Origin of the sequence: Burkholderia sp. HAN2018 (assembly GCF_024704855.1) — a bacterium.
GTDB lineage: Bacteria > Pseudomonadota > Gammaproteobacteria > Burkholderiales > Burkholderiaceae > Burkholderia > Burkholderia cepacia.
This window is the reverse complement of sequence record NZ_QOBB01000165.1, coordinates 1-16,914: the sequence shown is the minus strand read 5'-3', so window position 1 is coordinate 16,914 and position 16,914 is coordinate 1. Positions and strand designations below refer to the sequence as shown.

Sequence of the window (16,914 nt, the reverse complement as noted above, 5' to 3'; positions counted from 1 at the left end):
GGCCGGCGCGGAGCCCGCGGCGGTTGCAGCGGTCGCGCCGGTGTCGGACGCATGGGCGGCGAACCCGGCGGCGAGCGCCGCGGCACCGACGCTCCACGAAGCCGCAACGCGCGCGAGGCGGTGCAGGCGGTTACTGCGCACGGCTGGCCTCGCCGTTGCGTGCGGCGCCGTTCCACGGCGCGATCCTGAACAGCAGCAGCATGCCGGGAATCGCGAGCGCGGTGCACACGATGAAGTAGTCGAACCAGCCGATCTTCGCGACGATGAAGCCGCTCGCGGCCGACGCGAGCGTGCGCGGCACCGACGCGAGGCTCGTGAACAGCGCGAACTGCGTGGCCGTATAGCGCGGGTCGGTCGTGCTCGCGATGTACGCGACGAACGCGGCCATCGTCAGGCCGGTCGTGAAGGTTTCGAAGCCGTAGACGAGCGCGAGCGCGACGGTCATCGGGCTCAGATGCGGCGTGACCTCGAAGCCGAAGATCGACAGGAACGACGCGAGCGCATGGCTGGCCGCGACCGTGAAGTCGTAGAGCGCCGCGAGCACCGGCGAGCCGGGGCCGACCTGCGCGAGCCACGCGAAGCCGAGCGTCGACACCATCTGCAGCGCGCCGAAGACCCACAGCCCGCGGCCGATGCCGATCTTCACGAGCCAGACGCCGCCGATGATGCCGCCGGCGACGCTCGCGACGAGCGCGGTGGTTTTCGCGACGATGCCGATCTCGGTGCGCGAGAAGCCGATGTCGAGGAAGAACGACGTCGACAGCGTGGTGGCCATCGTGTCGCCGATCTTGAACAGGAAGATGAATGCGATGACGAGCAGCGCGCCGGCCCAGCCGTCGCGCTGGATGAATTCGCGGAACGGCAGCACGATCGCGTCGCGCAGGTTGCGCGGCGGCGCGCCGACCACTTCGGGCTCGCGCACCAGCAGCGTCATCAGGATGCCCGGCAGCATGAACGCGCCGGTGAGCGCGAACACGGCGTCCCACGGCATGTGATCGGACAGGATCAGCGCGAGCGAACCGGGAATCAGCGCGGCGAGTTTGTACGCGTTCACGTGCACCGCGTTGCCGAGGCCCTGCTCGGTGTCGCGCAGCAGCTCGCGGCGGTATGCGTCGATCACGATGTCGGAACTCGCGCCGAAGAACGCGACGAGCGTGGTGAGCGCGGCGACCGTCCAGATCGAATCGCGCGGCGACACGAAGCCGAGCGCGGCGATCGCGCCCGCGACCAGCACCTGCGTGAGCAGCATCCAGCCGCGCCGGCGGCCCGGCCGCCAGCCGGGCAGGCGCGGGATGTAGCGGTCCATCAGCGGCGCCCACAGGAACTTCCACGTATACGGGAACTGGATCAGCGCGAACAGGCCGATTTCCTTCAGGTTCACGCCTTCCGAACGCAGCCAAGCCTGCACGAGGTAGACGAGCGTGAACAGGGGCAGGCCCGACGTGAAGCCCAGGAACACGCAGATCAGCATGTGCGTGTTCAGATAGGCTCGCCAGCCGGGGTGATCCTCGTGAGCGGTGAGTGCGGGCGCCTCGTGTGGCGATTTCGACATGGACAGAAACTGGGTAGCGTTGACTGATTGCGGCGGCAGCGCAGGCGGCGGTGCGAGCGACGCGAGAGGGGCGGCCGCACGCTCCGTGCGGGCCGGATCTTCCGTCAACGGCCCCCCGGCTCAGCTGCGCTTGACGCGGTAGACAGCAAGACTACCACGCCAGTTCGCTCCCCATCGAATCGGCTGGCCTTCGTGCAGCACGACGCGGTCGAGGATCGTGACGCCGACTTCCGGCGCGAGCGCCTCGAAATCCTTGATCGTCAGCACCCGGACGTTCGGCGTGTTGTGCCACTGGTAGGGCAGCGATTTCGACACGGGCATCCGGCCGTGCAGCACCGACAGCCGGTGCGACCAGTAGCCGAAGTTCGGGAACGACACGATGCACTCGCGGCCGACGCGCGCCGTTTCGCGCAGGATCGCGGCGGTCTGGTGGATCGTCTGCAGGGTTTGCGACAGGATCGCGATGTCGAAGCTGTGGTCTTCGAACAGCCGCAGGCCGTCCTCGAGATTCTGCTGGATCACGTTGATGCCGTTCTTCGCGCTCGCGAGCACGCCGGCGTCGTTCAGTTCGATGCCGTAACCGGTGACGTCTAGTTCTTCCATCAGCAGCGCGAGCAGCGAGCCGTCGCCGCAGCCGAGGTCGAGCACGGTCGAGCGCGGCTCGACCCAGCGGGCGATCGTACGGAAGTCCGCGCGCGCGGACAGGGAGTTCAGTGCTTGCTGGTTCATGCCCCCACCTCGATGGCGATTCGTTCGTAATACGCGCGGAGCAGGTTGTGATAGCGCGCGTCGTCGAGCAGGAACGCGTCGTGGCCGTGCGGCGCGTCGATTTCCGCGTAGCTGACCGTGCGCTTGTTGTCGAGCAGCGCCTTCACGATCTCGCGCGAACGCGCCGGCGCGAAGCGCCAGTCGGTCGAGAAGCTCGCGATCAGGTATTTCGCCTGCGTGTGCGCGAGCGCGGCCGTCAGGTTGCCGTCGAACGCCTTCGCCGGGTCGAAGTAGTCGAGCGCGCGCGTGATCAGCAGGTAGGTGTTCGCGTCGAAGTAGTCGGCGAACTTGTCGCCCTGGTAGCGCAGGTAGGACTCGACCTCGAACTCGACGTCGAAGCTGAAGTTGTACGCGTCGAGCGCCCCGTCCGCGCGGCGCAGCGCACGGCCGAATTTCTCGGCCATGTCGTCGTCGGACAGGTACGTGATGTGGCCGATCATCCGCGCGACGCGCAGGCCGCGCTTCGGCTTCACGCCGTGCGCGTAATAGTCGCCGCCGTGGAAGTCGGGGTCGGACAGGATCGCCGAACGCGCGACCTCGTTGAACGCGATGTTCTGCGCGGACAGCTTCGGCGTCGACGCGATGTCGATACAGTGCGCGACGCGCTCCGGATACATCAGGCTCCACGCGAGCGCCTGCATCCCGCCGAGGCTGCCGCCCATCACCGCGGCGAAGCGCTCGATGCCGAACGCGTCGGCGACGCGCGCCTGCGCGTGCACCCAGTCCTCGACGGTGACCACCGGGAAGCGTGCACCGTACGGCGTGCCGGTCGACGGATCGACGCTCATCGGGCCGGTCGAGCCGAAGCACGAGCCGAGGTTGTTCACGCCGATCACGAAGAAGCGGTTGGTGTCGAGCGGCTTGCCCGGGCCTACCATGTTGTCCCACCAGCCGGTGCTGCGCGGATCGTCCGCGTAGACGCCGGCGACGTGATGCGACGCGTTGAGCGCGTGGCAGACGAGCACCGCGTTCGAGCGCGCGGCGTTGAGCTCGCCGTACGTCTCGACGACGAGCTGATAGTTGCCGATCACGCTGCCGCTTTGCAAGCGCAGCGGTTCGGCGAAGTGCATGGTCTGTGGAGCGACGATGCCGATCGATTCCATTCGTTCCGCCTTATGCCATATGACTGGGCGGCTAAATGGTGTCGGCGGGGCGCGGAGTCGAAGGTGCGCGGCTGACGACCTCTTTAGCCGCATTTGTAGTGAACCGCCGGGGAGCGACGCGCGACGCATCAAGGCCCCGGCCGGTTCGCGCGCCCGCAATCGAGTCAGCAAATCGGCGCGCTTCCGACCTGCCGCCAGGGAGGCGGCAAGTCGGACGAGTATAGCGGAAATTGCGGGACCCGGATTCGGGAGGTGCGCGGGGTGGCCGGAACCGCCTGCGCGGGAGCAGGCGGCGCAGGCCGCGCCCCGTCACCAGTGGTACTTCGCCGCCAGCTCGCCCTTGACCACCGCATAGTCGGACAGGTTCGCCTCCACCCCGAGGCCCGCCGATATCGCGAAGCGCTTCGACACCTGGCCTCGCGCGCCGACCCGGAACGCCGCGCGGTCGCGCGGGACGCTGAACGAGAAAGCATTGCGGTCGAGCGTCAGCGTGCGCGAGCCGGGGCCGTGCCACCAGTTCGCCTCGATGAACGGGCGCAACTCACGGCCGTGCGACATCGCGGTCACGCCGTGCACGCGTACGCCCAGGCGGGTGAGCACATCGGTGGCGCCCTGGCCGTCGAGGCGGCCGCCGGCGGTGCCGTGCGCGTCCGCGCGATAGTCGGACACGACGAGCTGCGCTTCGGGCTCGACGAAGAACCGCGTGTCGCCCCGCTCGTAGAACCCGAGTGAATAGCCGGTCTCGATCGAACCGGTCACGGTGCGCGACCGATACGAATCGGCCGCGAGGCTGCCGCCGACGCTGTTCGCGTAGGCGCCGTACATGAACCAGGCATCGACGTAAGGGCCGGTCAGGATGTCGCGGCTGCCGTACCACGTGCCGTACACGCCGACGTTGTAGCCGGCCACGCTGCCGCGCGCGGTGGCGTTCGTGACGCGCCCCTCGATCGGGTTCCACAGCGGGCGTGTCGACCAGTTCGTCTGGCTGCCGTACATGCCCATCGCGCCGATGCGCACGCTGCCGCCGCGGCCGTCGTCGAAGCGGAGCAGGTCGGCGCCCGCGTGAATCAGGCGGCCGTTGCCCGACACGCTGCGGTTGCCGCCCGACATCGACGTCATCTGGCCCTCGGCGCGCAGCCACACGGCGCCGTCCAGCGGGCCGGTTGCCCCGGCGCGTAGCGAACGATCGTCACGCTGATGCAGCGAATGAATCGCCATCGTCGCTGCGGCGTCTGCGTTTGCCAGATACGCGTCGGGTTCCGGTGCGGCGGCGCGCGGAGGAGGGGGGACGACTTCCGGCACGATCGGCGGATCGGGCTGGACCGGCGGCAGTGGCTTTGCCGCGGAGACGAGATACCAGTCTTCCGCCTGCCCGCCATCGCCGCCACGTTTGAGCATGTAATCGTAGCCGCCTGCCGACAACGTACCGAAGCCGTTCCGGTAGCCGTCCGATGCCGCATCGAGCGTGAATGCCGATGCATCGGTCGTGCCGCCGTTGCGGGTTTCGACGAGCGGGATGCCGACGGTCGTCGCCGCGCCGTCGCCGCCCGCGCGCTTCACGACGATGCCGGTATCGCCCGATGCGTGGCCGCCGTCGATCACGAGGCGGTCGCTGGGCGACGCGTCGTCTTGCAGCGTCGTATGGAGGACGAGCTTGCCGTTGCGGGCCGCATAGTCGCCCGTCACCACGAGCGTGCGCGGTGTCGGCGCGCCACGGGCCGCCGGCGCGTCGAATGCGATCGTCGAATCGTTCAGCGCGACGGAGCCGACCGACGAATCCGCGGTGACGGTCCAGAGACTGTTCGTGTCCAGCGACAGCGTGCGAACCGCGTCGGTCGCGCCCGTCCACGCGGACGCGTTCGTGAGCGCGACGTCCGTCACCGCGTGCGTCGGACTGCCGTCGTCGGTCGGGTGGTTGACGATGTCGCCTGCGGCATGGGAGCGCTCGTCGAGCGTCAGGCGTACCGGCGCACCCGACTCGGCATGGACGGACAGCAGCTTGCCGTTGCCGCCGATCGCGCGCGTGCCGTTTTTCAGTGTGACCGTCGCATCGGATGCGTCGATCGCGCCATGGCGCTCGCTGACGAGCGTGCCGTCGTCGATCGTCAGCGTGCCGCCATGGACGGCCGCCCCATACGCGTCGGCGCCGGTCGTGCGGGCGTCGCTGCGCAGCAGATCGACCGAGCCGCCGACACTCGCATGCAACGCGGTGGCTTCGGCGCCGTGCGTCTCGACGCTCGTCTCGGTGAGCGAGGCGACGGAGCCTGCGCCGGCCGACAGCACGCCGCGCGCGCGTTCGCCGCTCGTCACGATGCCGCCGCGTGTCATCGCGACCTTGCCGCCGAGCCGGGCGATGGCGCCGATCGAGCGCGTACCGGTTGTGGTGACGTACGTATCGATCGCTTGTGCGACGGGCGCGTTCGCAAATTCCTTCGAGGCATACAGGCCATGGGCGCTCTCGCCGTGCGTGAGCACGTTCGAGCGGGCGAGTTCGACACGGCCTTCGCGGGCATCCACGCCGAGCGCGGCATAGCCGCTCGTTTGCAGGAGCGAGTCGCTGAACGTGACGGTGGATGTGCCCGGTTTGGACAGCGCCGACGCGTAGTCGCCGATTGTCATGATGTCGACTCGATCGAAGGCCGCACGCACGTCGCCGTGACTCACGAACACGCCGAAAGAGAATTCGCCGCCGGTGATGATCTTCGTATCGGCGACGCTCACGGAGGCGCCCGGCGCATAGTGCACGGCGACGCCATGCGCTTCACGGCCGCGTGTGGCAATCAGGCTGTCGGAGAGATCGATGTGGCTGTCGGCGCCGTCGACATAGGCGCCGTGGGCACTGTCATTGTCCGTATCGATGGAAAGCTGTCGCGCCACCACGCTGCCTCCCTGGCGCGCATCGATTCCCGTGCCGAATATGCCGCGAGTGCGGATTTCGGCGTTGTTCAATTCGATATATGAGCGGGCCCCTTCGGCGATTGCGCCGCTTGAACCGTGGCCGAACGTGAACAGGCGCGTCTTGCCGCCGGTAGTGAGCGTGCCGCCGTTGAGTGCGGCCAATGCTGGAGCGCCATGGCTGAACGTCGAATAGTCGCCGGGCGCGACTTCGAGCGCGGTGCCGTCCGCACGCTGGCCGTTACCGCCGGGAGATTGGGCCTGGGACGGCAATGACATCGCCGTGCCGGCGAGTATCGCCGCGCGGGCGAAATGTCCACCGATGCCAAATTTGAAGAGCACATGCCTGCATTTCACTGGTTCACTCCGGTTTTGCTTGAATGTTCGAGCGAAATGTATCTTGTGAGAGAGGGTTTGGAAATTTGACGAGTTCGAATTTGCAGACCGAATTGTTGCCGTACCGGCATCGCGAATGCCCGATTGCGCCACGCTGTTCGTACCCGTCATGTCGGGTACGGGCCATGCACTGAATGGCGACGGAGACGGTCACCGTGACTGATCCGATTCATGTCGTGAATCGGCCGTGCGATGCGGTCGGGGCGCTGGGGCGTGATCGCACCGCGATCAACTGGTGCGGCAAAGCAGGTGCGAGTGTTGTGTGTTCCCGAGACAGGGTAAGCAGGAGCACCGCTGCCGGACATCAATTGTTACGTATCGATGACAGTGGGCGATAAAACATGGCGTGACGCCTGTCGATCGACGAACTTTCGTACATTTACGATGAAATCCGACGATAAATTAGGACGACGATGGGTGTGATGAACTTGTGTTTTTTCGGAAAATTCCCAGCGAAATGCCGTCGCCGGCAACGGGGATGATCGATTTGTCCTGAAAAAAAGCGACGGAACATTTCAACTTTACCTTAAACCTTATAGGCAATTATCGACATGAAAAAAGCGTTTGTTCCGATGCTGCTGGCCGGTATTTCAGTCTTGATGCTTGCCCCCGCCGCGCACGCCGCGGACGGATTGGTCGAGTTCGATGGTGTGCTGACATCGGCAACCTGCACGATCAATAACGGCAGCAAGGATTTCACCGTCACGCTGCCGCCGATGTCCACGAAGACGCTGGCCGCGCCGGGTTCCTGGGCCGGTCGTCAGGGGTTCAAGCTGTCCCTGACCGATTGCACGCCGTCCACGGGCATCGTGAGTGCGTACCTCGAGCCCGGTCCGACGGTGAATTCGGCCACCGGCAATCTGAAGCCTGACGCCGGCGGGGCGACGAAGGTCGAAGTTGCCCTGCTCAACAGCAGTTACGACCCGATTGATGCATCGAAGCCGATCGGTCAGCAGAACGTCGACAAGGTCAGCCTTGCTTCGGGCAAGGCCGACCTGCAGTTCTACGCACAGTACCAGTCGCTCGGCAACGCCACGGCGGGTGCGGTCAAGTCGCGCGTGAACTACACGATCACGTATCAATAAGCACGCCGCGTAGGCGGCCGGTAATTTCACCGCCGCCCCTTCGCGTTCTCGTATCAAGCCGTTTCGTCGTCACGCGAGACGGCTTCTCAGGAATGACGCGAGTACATATTAAATAGGAATGCGTATGAAAATTTCGTGGAGAAACGGATTGTATGCCGCGCTGCTTGGCCTGAGCGCGGCCGCGGCGATCGACAGTGCACACGCGAGCGTGGTGATCGACAACACGCGCGTGATTTTCCGCGGCACCGAGCGTGAAACGTCGATCAAGATGACGAATGCAGGTGACCGGCCCGCATTCGTTCAGGTCTGGATCGACAAGGGTGAGGTTCAGGCGTCGCCTGAGACGATCGACGTACCGTTCACGTTGACGCCGACCATGTTCCGTCTCGATGCAAAGAAGGGGCAGACGGTCCGCATGATCTATACCCGGGAACCGCTTGCGCAGGACAGGGAAACGCTGTTCTGGCTGAACGCGCTCGAGGTGCCGCCGAAAGCGACGGATGAGGAAGCCGGCGAGAACTACCTGCAATTCGCCTTCCGTACCCGCATCAAGGTGATGTACCGACCGAAGGGGCTGTCCGGCGATCCTCTGGACGCACCCGGGAAGGTGAGATGGTCGGTTATGCGAAGCGAAGGGGGCGGCGGTTATGTGCTGAAAGGCGAGAACCCGACGCCGTATTTCGTCAATCTCGGTGAGGTCACGCTGAAGTCTGGCGGCCGCAGCTATAGCGCCGGAAACGGTTACGTCCCGCCGTTCTCGTCCCAAACTTTCCCGATCGAAAGGCTGGCACGGCAGCCGGATGCCGACGCCGAAGTCGATTACCTGTCCATCAACGACTACGGTGCCGGCGTGCCGGGCACGCACCCGCTCAAGAGCCCGGCGCAACGCTGACCCGAGGCGGCGCGGCCCGCATGCCGCGCCGTGCCTGACCGGCCGCATCGACGCGGCCGTCCTTCCCTGAATTGCCTCCCGACGTCGAAAGACACAACCGCGCCTTCAACGGAGCATTTTGCCCGGTCTCCGGGCGCACCGAGTAATGAAGTGCGTGACACCATGACGAAGACCGTAAAACCCGAAGCGCAGGGTATCCTGCCACGCCTGCGGCCGCTTTCTGCCGCGGTGCTGTCGATGTTGTCCACTTATCAGGTGGTGGCCGCTGAAGTCGAATCGAGCAATGCGCGATTCATGGTCGCGCCGATCGAGTTCGAAAAGGAATTTCTCGCGCCTGGCAGCAGCGCGGCGACCAATCTTTCGCGCTTCGAAAAGGGCGACACGGTGCTGCCTGGTACATACAACGTCGACGTTTACGTCAACGAACGCTGGGTCGGCCGTATCGACGTTCCGTTCAAGGAGCCGGACGGATTGCGTGGCAGCAATGCGCGCGCCTGCTTTGACAAGTCACTGCTGCTTCGCACCGGCGTCGATCTGACCCGGCTCGCCTCCGCAACCGCCGAGGCGCTGGACGTGCCGGGCGCGTGCCTGCCGATAGAACAGGTCATCGACAGCGCAAAGGCAGACTTCGATTTCGGCACGCAACGTCTCGATCTGACGATCCAGCAAATGTCGCTCAGCCGAAATCCGCGTGGTTATGTCGGCCAGGCGTACTGGGATAGCGGGGTGAACGCCGCATTTCTCGGCTACGACACGAATGTCTATATGTACAACAGCCACGGTGCGGAAACGCAAACGCAGGGATATGTCGGGCTGAGCGCCGGCATGAACCTCGGCCCGTGGCATTTTCGGCATGACGGTTCATACAACTGGAGTTCGCAGAGCAAGGGGCAATATCAAAGCCTCAGGATTTTCGTGCAACGCGATGTGCCGCGCCTGTCGTCCCAACTCACGCTTGGCGAGTCGTATACCACCGGTGAACTCTTCGATTCGGTTGCGTTCCGTGGTGCCCGGCTCGCAAGCGACGACCGGATGCTGCCCGACTCGCTGCGCGGCTACGCGCCGACCGTACGGGGCGTGGCCAACAGCAACGCCAGGGTGACGATCAGGCAGAACGGCGCGACGATTTACGAGACGGTCGTCGCACCCGGTGCATTCGAGATCAACGATCTTTATGCGACAGGGTACGGCGGCGACCTCAAGGTGGACGTTACCGAGGCGGACGGCCGCGTGCATTCCTTCAGCGTGCCCTATGCCGCGCTGCCGTTGTCGTTGCGGCCGGGCATCAGCCGTTACAGCATCACGGCGGGCACGCTTCGCGATGCATCGCTCTCCGGCAATCCGCCGTTCATCCAGGGGACCTGGCAGCGCGGTTTCACGAATGCACTGACCGGATATGTCGGTGCGGCGGCCGCCGAGGGTTACGCGACAGCGTTGGTGGGCGGCGTGCTGGCCACGAAGGTCGGTGCGTTCAGCTTCGACTACACGCAATCGAACGCGCTGATTCCGGGATCGGGCCGGATGGTGGGCGGCAGCATGCGAATCGGTTACTCGAAGAATCTTCCGCAGACCGGCTCGGATATTTCCATCGCAGCCTATCGCTATTCGACCGGCGGCTTCCTTGACCTGGTCAATGCCATGCAGATGCGCGACGCAAGCAAGCGTGGCCTGACTGCGGGAGGCAACGTGGTGCGTCCGCGCAACCGCGCACAGGCGACGATCAGTCAGTCGCTCGGCCAGCGAGGCGGCGTCGTATCGCTGACGGCGTCGACGGTGAATTACTGGAATCGCGCCGGTTCCGATATCAACTACTCGGTCGGTTACAGCAATACGATCCGCAACATCAGCGTGAACCTCCAGGCGACGCGGCAGCAGATGCAATTCGGCCGGCAGAGCACGCTTTACTACGCGAGTCTGACGATTCCGCTCGGCCGTGATCGCCCGCTCACCATCAGCTCAAGCGTGTCACGCGATACGAGCGGCAGCACGCAGGTTCGGACGACCATGACGGGTTCGCTTGGCGCGGATCGCAATCTTTCGTACGGCGTGAACGTCAACCACGTTTCCGGCAACGATCAGGGCAGCACGTCGGGCAGTGCAAATGCGCTGTATCACGGCCGCGTAGCCGATATTTCGGCCAGCGCGGGCACCGGAAAGGGGTATTCGCAAGGCTCGCTCGGCGTGCGCGGCGCATTGGTTGCGCATCCGGGCGGGATCACGCTGTCGCAGCCGGTTTCTGAAACATTCGGGATCGTCGAGGCAAAGAATGCCCAGGGGGCGCGCGTCCTCAATTCATCGGGTTTGCGAGTGGATGGCCGTGGCTACGCGATCGTGCCTTACCTGACACCCTATAGCGTCAATTCGGTCGATATCGATCCGAAGGGGCTGTCCACCGATGTCGAATTGAAATCCACCAGTCAGCAGATCGCTCCCCGCGCAGGGGCGATCGTGATGCTGAAGTATGAAACCGAAATGGGCCGCTCGGCGGTGATCCACACCACGCGGTCGAACGGCAAGCCGTTACCGTTCGGTGCAGATGTGATCGACGTACACGGCAAGCGTGTCGGCATAGTCGGGCAGGCCAGCAAGATATTCGCCCGGGGGCTGGAGGATCGCGGCGAACTCTCGGTCAGATGGGGCGAGGAGCCCGACGCGCGGTGCCGCATCACATATGACCTGCCGGTGCGTGAAAAACATTCGGGATCGGACAGCTACCAGCGTGTTGATGCGCTTTGTCGCAGCGCAGAGCCACCGACCGATGGAACGGATGCTGCACCCGGCGAGTAACACGCGTCTACGCGGACAACGTCGCAGGCGCCGCGCGCTCGTCAAGCCGCGACGCCAGCACCGACGGGGCGCTGACTGGAAGAGACACGGCGCGTCGCGGAAAGATCGTGGCGGTCGATGCCCCGCGAAAGACATTCAAGTTGATCGATAGAGAAATTGCGATGAAAAAATGGAAATGGATTATTGCGATGGCGATGATGTCGGGGCTGTCGGGTCTCGCGCACGCAGCCCCTTATTGCTTCACCATCAATCCGACTGGTCCGTTAAAGACGGCCGAGTACAATTTCGACGCCAATAAAATACCGCCATTCAATCCCAATGTGCCGGATGGCACGCTGTTACTCGGCATAACGCTAGAGTCGGACAATGTCCCGCCGCCGTTTTGGATTCGATGTGTGTACCCTATATTTAGCCTTTCTTATTGGCATTCTCCTTTGCCGGCTTACGGTGTCAATCAGAAGATGTTTCAATCGGGGATTGAAGGCGTTGCGGTAAAAATAGCGAGCAGTGGGAAGTTTCTTCCGATAGATAGTCGGGATGCGTATTATCCGGAATATGAGATAGGTGTTGGTGGTGGTAACAAAGCGTCCGTGATGCTGCAATTTTACAAAATCGGCCCCATTACGGGAAAAGGCAGATTGTCGGGCGAGTTTGCTTTTCACTCGGTGACCTCTCTGACGGACAAAGTCGTCAGCTATCGATGGTCCGGTGATTTACAGATCAAGGCGCCGACCTGTAAGGCTGCTGCGGCGACGCAAAATGTGGATCTCGGTACCTATTCCACAAAGAAATTCACCGGGATCGGCTCGACCTCGGATTTGAAGCCTTTCGCGATCAACTTGATCTGTTCCGGTGGTGACGAGAGCGTCGATGCGAAGCTCTATATGACTTTGACCGACGTCACGTATCAGTCCAACACGTCGAATACGCTGAATCTCTCGTCCGATTCGACGGCCAAGGGATTGGGCATCCAGGTTTTCAAGGATTCGACGCTGCTCAGCTACGGGCCCGACTCGTCAGTGGCGGGGAACAAGAATCAGTGGTATGCCGGCACGACAGGTAACGGCTTCTTCTCGATCCCGTTGAGCGCCAGATTCATTCAGACGTCGCCGACCGTTACCGCAGGCAAGGCCAAGGGGCGAATGACGTTCACGCTCAGTTACCAGTGAGGCGTCGCTGGCGGAGGGCGGCCCGATGTGTCGCACGCTTTGTCGACCGCGCGTGGCGACGATGAACCGTTTTGCCGCCGACCACGCTTACTGCAGGATCAGCCGCAAATGCGCATCGGCCTGCTCGCCGGGCGGTTTCTGGAACCCGCCTTTCGCGAAGCGATGCCACCGGCCGATCACATAGCTGACGAGCAGGCTCGCGCGGGCGGCGGGATCGTAGTCGGCGGGCAGCGCGAACGGCGCCGCGCCGTCGGGTGCTTGCGCCTCGGTACGCGCGACCCGCAGGCACTGCTTGACGGTCGCCTCGATCCGGTCGAGCAATTGGTTCACGCGCTCGGTCAGACGCTCGTCCTCGCCGACCAGCGCCTCGCCGGTCAGCACGCGCGTCATGCCCGGATTCTTCGCGGCGAAATTGAGCATCGTCAGTGCGATCGTGCGCGCCTGCTGCACGCCGTTCGGCTCCTTCGCGACGATCTGGTTGACGAGCCCGAACAGCGCCTGCTCGATGAACTCGATCAGCCCTTCGTACATCTTCGCCTTGCTGGGGAAGTGCCGGTACAGCGCGGCTTCCGACACGTCGAGCCGGGCCGCGAGCGAGGCGGTCGTGATTTTTTCGGGTTTCGGCGCCTCGAGCATCGCCGCGAGGGTCTGCAGGATCATCACGCGGCGCTCGCCCGGCTTCGGGCGCGGGCGGGCAGGTGTGGTCCGGCCTTCGGTTACGGCTTGGTCCTGCGGGTAAGTCGGCTGCATTTTTGTCGCCCCGATCGTGTGCCCAGTCGGAGCGATTTTAGCGAACGAATGCGCTGGTCGACATAAAGTGGGCGTCCGGTGCCTGGCAGGTGGCCTGGCAGGTGGCCGGTGATCCACACCGTGCCGATGCCGAGGCGCTTGTAGCGCTTCAGGTGGCCGAGCGTATCCTCGACGAGGATCGCGTCGGACGCACGGGCACGCACGGCGCGCAGCGTACGGCGCAGCATCGTGTGATCGGGCTTCGCGCGCCATGTGCGGCGGTCGCGCATGTGCTCGATCGCGATCACGCGTTCGAACAGCCGCTCGATGCGCAATTCGCGCAGCACCGCGCGCGCATAGTTCTCGGGCGCATTGGTCAGCACGAACTTGCGGCCCGGCAGCGCGGCGATGATGTGCGCGAGGCCGCGCTCGGCGCGCACCATCGCGGGAAGATCGGCGAACGTGTGGACCACGCGCAGGAAGTCGTGCGGATCGATCGGATGGTGGCGCGTGAGGCCGAGGAGTGCGGCGCCGTAGCGCTGCGTGTAGCCGGTGCGCAGGCGGTCGGCTTCGGCGCGCTCGACCTGCAGCGCGTCGATGATGTACTGCGTCATCGCGCGGTTGATCTCCGGAAAGATCGCGTGCGATGCGTGGTGCAGCGTGTTGTCGAGATCGAACAGCCAGACGGGCGAGCCGGCGTGCGGCCGGCTGCGGGAGATGCGCCGGCGTCGCAGCGACGCCGGCAGGTCGGGGCCGGAGGGTTTGCGGCGCGCGCTCAATGCGAGCGGATCATCGTGCCGAACGGCTGCTCGGTCAGGATTTCCAGCAGCACCGAATGTTCGATCCGGCCGTCGACGATGTGCACCGACTTCACGCCGCTCTTCGCGGCGTCGAGCGCCGACGAGATCTTCGGCAGCATGCCGCCGGAGATCGTGCCGTCCTCGAACAGCGCGTCGATCTCGCGCGCCGACAGGTCGGTCAGCAGGTTGCCGTCCTTGTCCATCACGCCGGGGATGTTGGTCATCATCAGCAGCTTCTCGGCGTTCAGCACCGTGGCGAGCTTGCCCGCGACCAGATCGGCATTGATGTTGTACGAGAGGCCGTCCTCGCCGAAGCCGATCGGCGAGATCACCGGGATGAACGCGTCGTCCTGCAGCGCCTTCACGACCGCCGGGTTGATCGCCTCGACTTCGCCGACCTGGCCGATGTCGATGTACTGGCCCGGGTTGTCGCGGTCCGGCATCAGCAGCTTGCGTGCGTGGATCAGGCCGCCGTCCTTGCCCGTCAGGCCCACCGCGTGGCCGCCGAAGTGGTTGATCAGCATCACGATGTCCTGCTGCACTTCGCCGCCCAGCACCCATTCGACGACTTCCATCGTCTCTTCGTCGGTGACGCGCATGCCCTGGATGAAGGTGCCGGCCTTGCCGATCTTCTTCAGCGCGTGATCGATCTGCGGACCGCCGCCGTGGACGATCACCGGGTTGATGCCGACCAGTTTCAGCAGGATCACGTCGCGCGCGAAGCCTTGCTTGAGCCGCTCTTCCGTCATCGCGTTGCCGCCGTATTTGATGACCACGGTTTTCCCGTGGTAACGGCGGATATACGGCAGCGCCTCGGCGAGGATTTCTGCTTTCAGCGTGGGGGCGATCTGCGAGAGGTCGATGGGCTCGGACATGGCGGCGGCTCTGGCTGGGAACGGTTGAAACACGGCGAATTGTACAGGAGTGGCGCAGCGCAGCATCGGGTTTTTGGACGGGCCGGAACACGTGCGGCGCGGCTCGGGTACAGCGCGCGGCGGCCCGCCGGCTATGGCGCGGCGCGATGCGGGCGGCCATTCGGGCGGCGGTGTGCGCAACGGTGCGCGGGTAGCGGCGCCGAGGTGGCTCGCGAGCGTTTACGACGGTCGTCGGCCGGATGGACGGCGTGCAAAATCCGTTCGCCGCGCTATGCTTGTCGCGTAGGGCGGTTTCACGCCCGCTTCCGCGTTTCCGCCATGACCGATCCCGCCGCCGACGCCCGTTCTGCCCCGCGCCGCGCGCGTTGCCCGCACTGCGGGCGCAGCTTCGACTGCGGCGCCCGCTCGCAGCCGTTCGAATGCTGGTGCGCGTCGATGCCGGTCTTGCCCGGCGGTACGCCACCGGCTGCCGGCGCGCGCTGTCGGTGCCCCGAATGCCTGGCCGACGAGATCGCGCAGCGGATGGCCGGCGCGGCCGGCTGACGGCACCGGCCGTGCACGCAGCGCATCCCGTTCACCGCGTTCCGATCCGGCCCCGCTAGAGGCGCTGCCCGCTAAACGGGTAAACTGCCCGGATGCAACGAATCACCACCACCGGGCGCGTCAACCTCAGTCACCTGTTCTGGCTCCGCAATCTCGCGATCATCGGCCAGCTCGTGACGATCGGCGTCGTGCAGACCTATTTCGGCGTGCATCTGCCGTTGCCGGCGATGCTGATGGTCATCGCGCTCGAAATCGTTTTCAACGCGCTGACCTGGGTGCGCGTGCTGCGCGCGCGGCCCGAGACCAATTTCGAGCTGCTCGGCCAGCTATGGGTCGACCTCGGCGCGTTGTCCGCGCTGCTGTTCCTGTCGGGCGGCACGACCAATCCGTTCGTGTCGCTGTACCTGCCTTCGCTCGCGATCGCGGCGGCCGTGCTGCCGTGGCACCTGATGATCTGGCTCGCGGCGTTCGCGGTCGCGTGCTACGCGGCGCTCGGCTTCGACTCGGTGCCGCTCAACATGGATAACCCGGCCAACCTGTTCGACTACTACCGTACCGGGATGTGGGCGAACTTCATGGTCAGCGTCGGGCTGATCGCGTGGTTCGTCGCGCGCATGTCGAATGCGCTGCGCCAGCGCGACGCGGCGCTCGGCGAAGCGCAGGCGCACCTGCTGCGCGACGAGCGGGCGGTCGCGCTCGGCGTGCAGGCCGCCACCGTCGCGCACGAGATGGGCACGCCGCTGTCGACGATCGCGATGCTTGCCGAGGAACTGCGCGACGCGGCGCGCGCCGATCCGGGGCTGGCCCGCTACGAAGCCGACCTGAAGGTGCTCGAGGAGCAGATGACGCTCTGCACGTCGGCGCTCGCGCGCCTGCGCAGCCGCGCGAGCGCACCCGCGAGCCGCCAGCCGGTGGACGACTGGCTCGACACGTTCGTCGAGCACTGGCGCCTGCGGCATCCGCACGTGCAGTTCGAACTGCTCGGTGCGCGCCCGGCGGGCGTCGCGCTCGACGATACGGTCGCGGCCGGCCAGATCCTGACGATCCTGCTCGACAACGCCGCGCGCGCGAGCCCGCAGCGCGTGACGCTGGCCGCGAAGGTCGCGCACGCCGGCGCGGCCGACGAGATCGAATTCGAGGTGTGCGACGACGGGCCCGGCATTCCGGCCGCGCTGCGCGAGTCGCTCGGCGCGATGCCGGTCGACAGCACGCAGGGCGGGCACGGGGTCGGCCTGTATCTCGCGTTCAGCGCGGCCGCGCGGCTCGGCGGCGAGATCGAACTGTCCGATGTCGTGCCGCGCGCGGCGGGCGGCAACGGGC

13 protein-coding genes are annotated in these 16,914 nt (G+C 65.3%); 6 read left to right on the top strand and 7 right to left on the bottom strand.

The annotated features are described in order from the left end of the window. Positions 1-130: 130 nt before the first annotated feature. The 4 genes from DPV74_RS29825 to DPV74_RS29810 all read right to left on the bottom strand — a co-directional run bounded on the left by DPV74_RS29825 (position 131) and on the right by DPV74_RS29810 (position 6,597). Entirely contained in the window at positions 131-1,552 is a 1,422-nt protein-coding gene (locus DPV74_RS29825; RefSeq protein WP_059675221.1) for an AmpG family muropeptide MFS transporter, read from the bottom strand. Positions 1,553-1,672: 120 nt separating this feature from the next. Continuing rightward, a complete protein-coding gene (gene metW / locus DPV74_RS29820; RefSeq protein WP_021156285.1) occupies positions 1,673-2,281 on the bottom strand; it encodes a methionine biosynthesis protein MetW in 609 nt (202 codons plus the stop codon). Beyond that, positions 2,278-3,423, bottom strand: coding sequence for a homoserine O-acetyltransferase (locus DPV74_RS29815; protein ID WP_059700472.1), 1,146 nt, complete (start codon positions 3,421-3,423; stop codon positions 2,278-2,280). The genes metW and DPV74_RS29815 overlap by 4 nt, the downstream gene beginning before the upstream one ends. Before the next feature lie 309 nt (positions 3,424-3,732). After that, positions 3,733-6,597: an autotransporter outer membrane beta-barrel domain-containing protein gene (locus DPV74_RS29810; RefSeq protein ID WP_119338491.1), complete on the bottom strand. Its 2,865-nt coding sequence runs from the start codon at positions 6,595-6,597 to the stop codon at positions 3,733-3,735. 668 nt (positions 6,598-7,265) lie between these two features. On the opposite strand from DPV74_RS29810, the gene DPV74_RS29805 reads away from it, so the two are divergent. From DPV74_RS29805 to DPV74_RS29790, 4 genes are all read left to right on the top strand, one after another. After that, positions 7,266-7,799, top strand: a complete 534-nt coding sequence (locus DPV74_RS29805) for a fimbrial protein (protein WP_059700468.1) — start codon at positions 7,266-7,268, stop codon at positions 7,797-7,799. 124 nt (positions 7,800-7,923) lie between these two features. Then, positions 7,924-8,691, top strand: a complete 768-nt coding sequence (locus DPV74_RS29800) for a molecular chaperone (protein ID WP_119338490.1) — start codon at positions 7,924-7,926, stop codon at positions 8,689-8,691. A 162-nt stretch (positions 8,692-8,853) separates the two neighbouring features. After that, complete coding sequence (locus DPV74_RS29795; protein WP_119338489.1) at positions 8,854-11,478, top strand: fimbria/pilus outer membrane usher protein; 2,625 nt, start codon at positions 8,854-8,856, stop codon at positions 11,476-11,478. Between the two features lie 107 nt (positions 11,479-11,585). Then, positions 11,586-12,647: a fimbrial protein gene (locus tag DPV74_RS29790; protein ID WP_162923171.1), complete on the top strand. Its 1,062-nt coding sequence runs from the start codon at positions 11,586-11,588 to the stop codon at positions 12,645-12,647. A gap of 87 nt (positions 12,648-12,734) precedes the next feature. On the opposite strand, the gene slmA is transcribed toward DPV74_RS29790, so the two are convergent. The 3 genes from slmA to argB are packed head-to-tail and all read right to left on the bottom strand — an operon-like array spanning position 12,735 to position 15,051. Next, positions 12,735-13,397: a nucleoid occlusion factor SlmA gene (gene slmA / locus DPV74_RS29785; protein WP_059700462.1), complete on the bottom strand. Its 663-nt coding sequence runs from the start codon at positions 13,395-13,397 to the stop codon at positions 12,735-12,737. Then, entirely contained in the window at positions 13,364-14,155 is a 792-nt protein-coding gene (locus DPV74_RS29780; protein WP_059700460.1) for a pyrimidine 5'-nucleotidase, read from the bottom strand. Before DPV74_RS29780 ends, slmA begins: the two co-directional genes overlap by 34 nt. Then, entirely contained in the window at positions 14,152-15,051 is a 900-nt protein-coding gene (gene argB, locus DPV74_RS29775; RefSeq protein ID WP_006490510.1) for an acetylglutamate kinase, read from the bottom strand. The genes DPV74_RS29780 and argB overlap by 4 nt, the downstream gene beginning before the upstream one ends. 318 nt (positions 15,052-15,369) lie before the next feature. Here argB and DPV74_RS29770 point away from each other — a divergent pair, with 318 nt between their 5' ends. Together DPV74_RS29770 and DPV74_RS29765 are read left to right on the top strand one after the other, a co-directional pair. Then, positions 15,370-15,594 (top strand): cysteine-rich CWC family protein, encoded by a 225-nt coding sequence (locus DPV74_RS29770; RefSeq protein ID WP_059700458.1) that lies wholly within the window; start codon positions 15,370-15,372, stop codon positions 15,592-15,594. A gap of 92 nt (positions 15,595-15,686) precedes the next feature. Next, positions 15,687-16,914: ATP-binding protein (locus DPV74_RS29765; RefSeq protein WP_162923170.1), on the top strand; the 1,228-nt coding region annotated here is incomplete at its 3' end.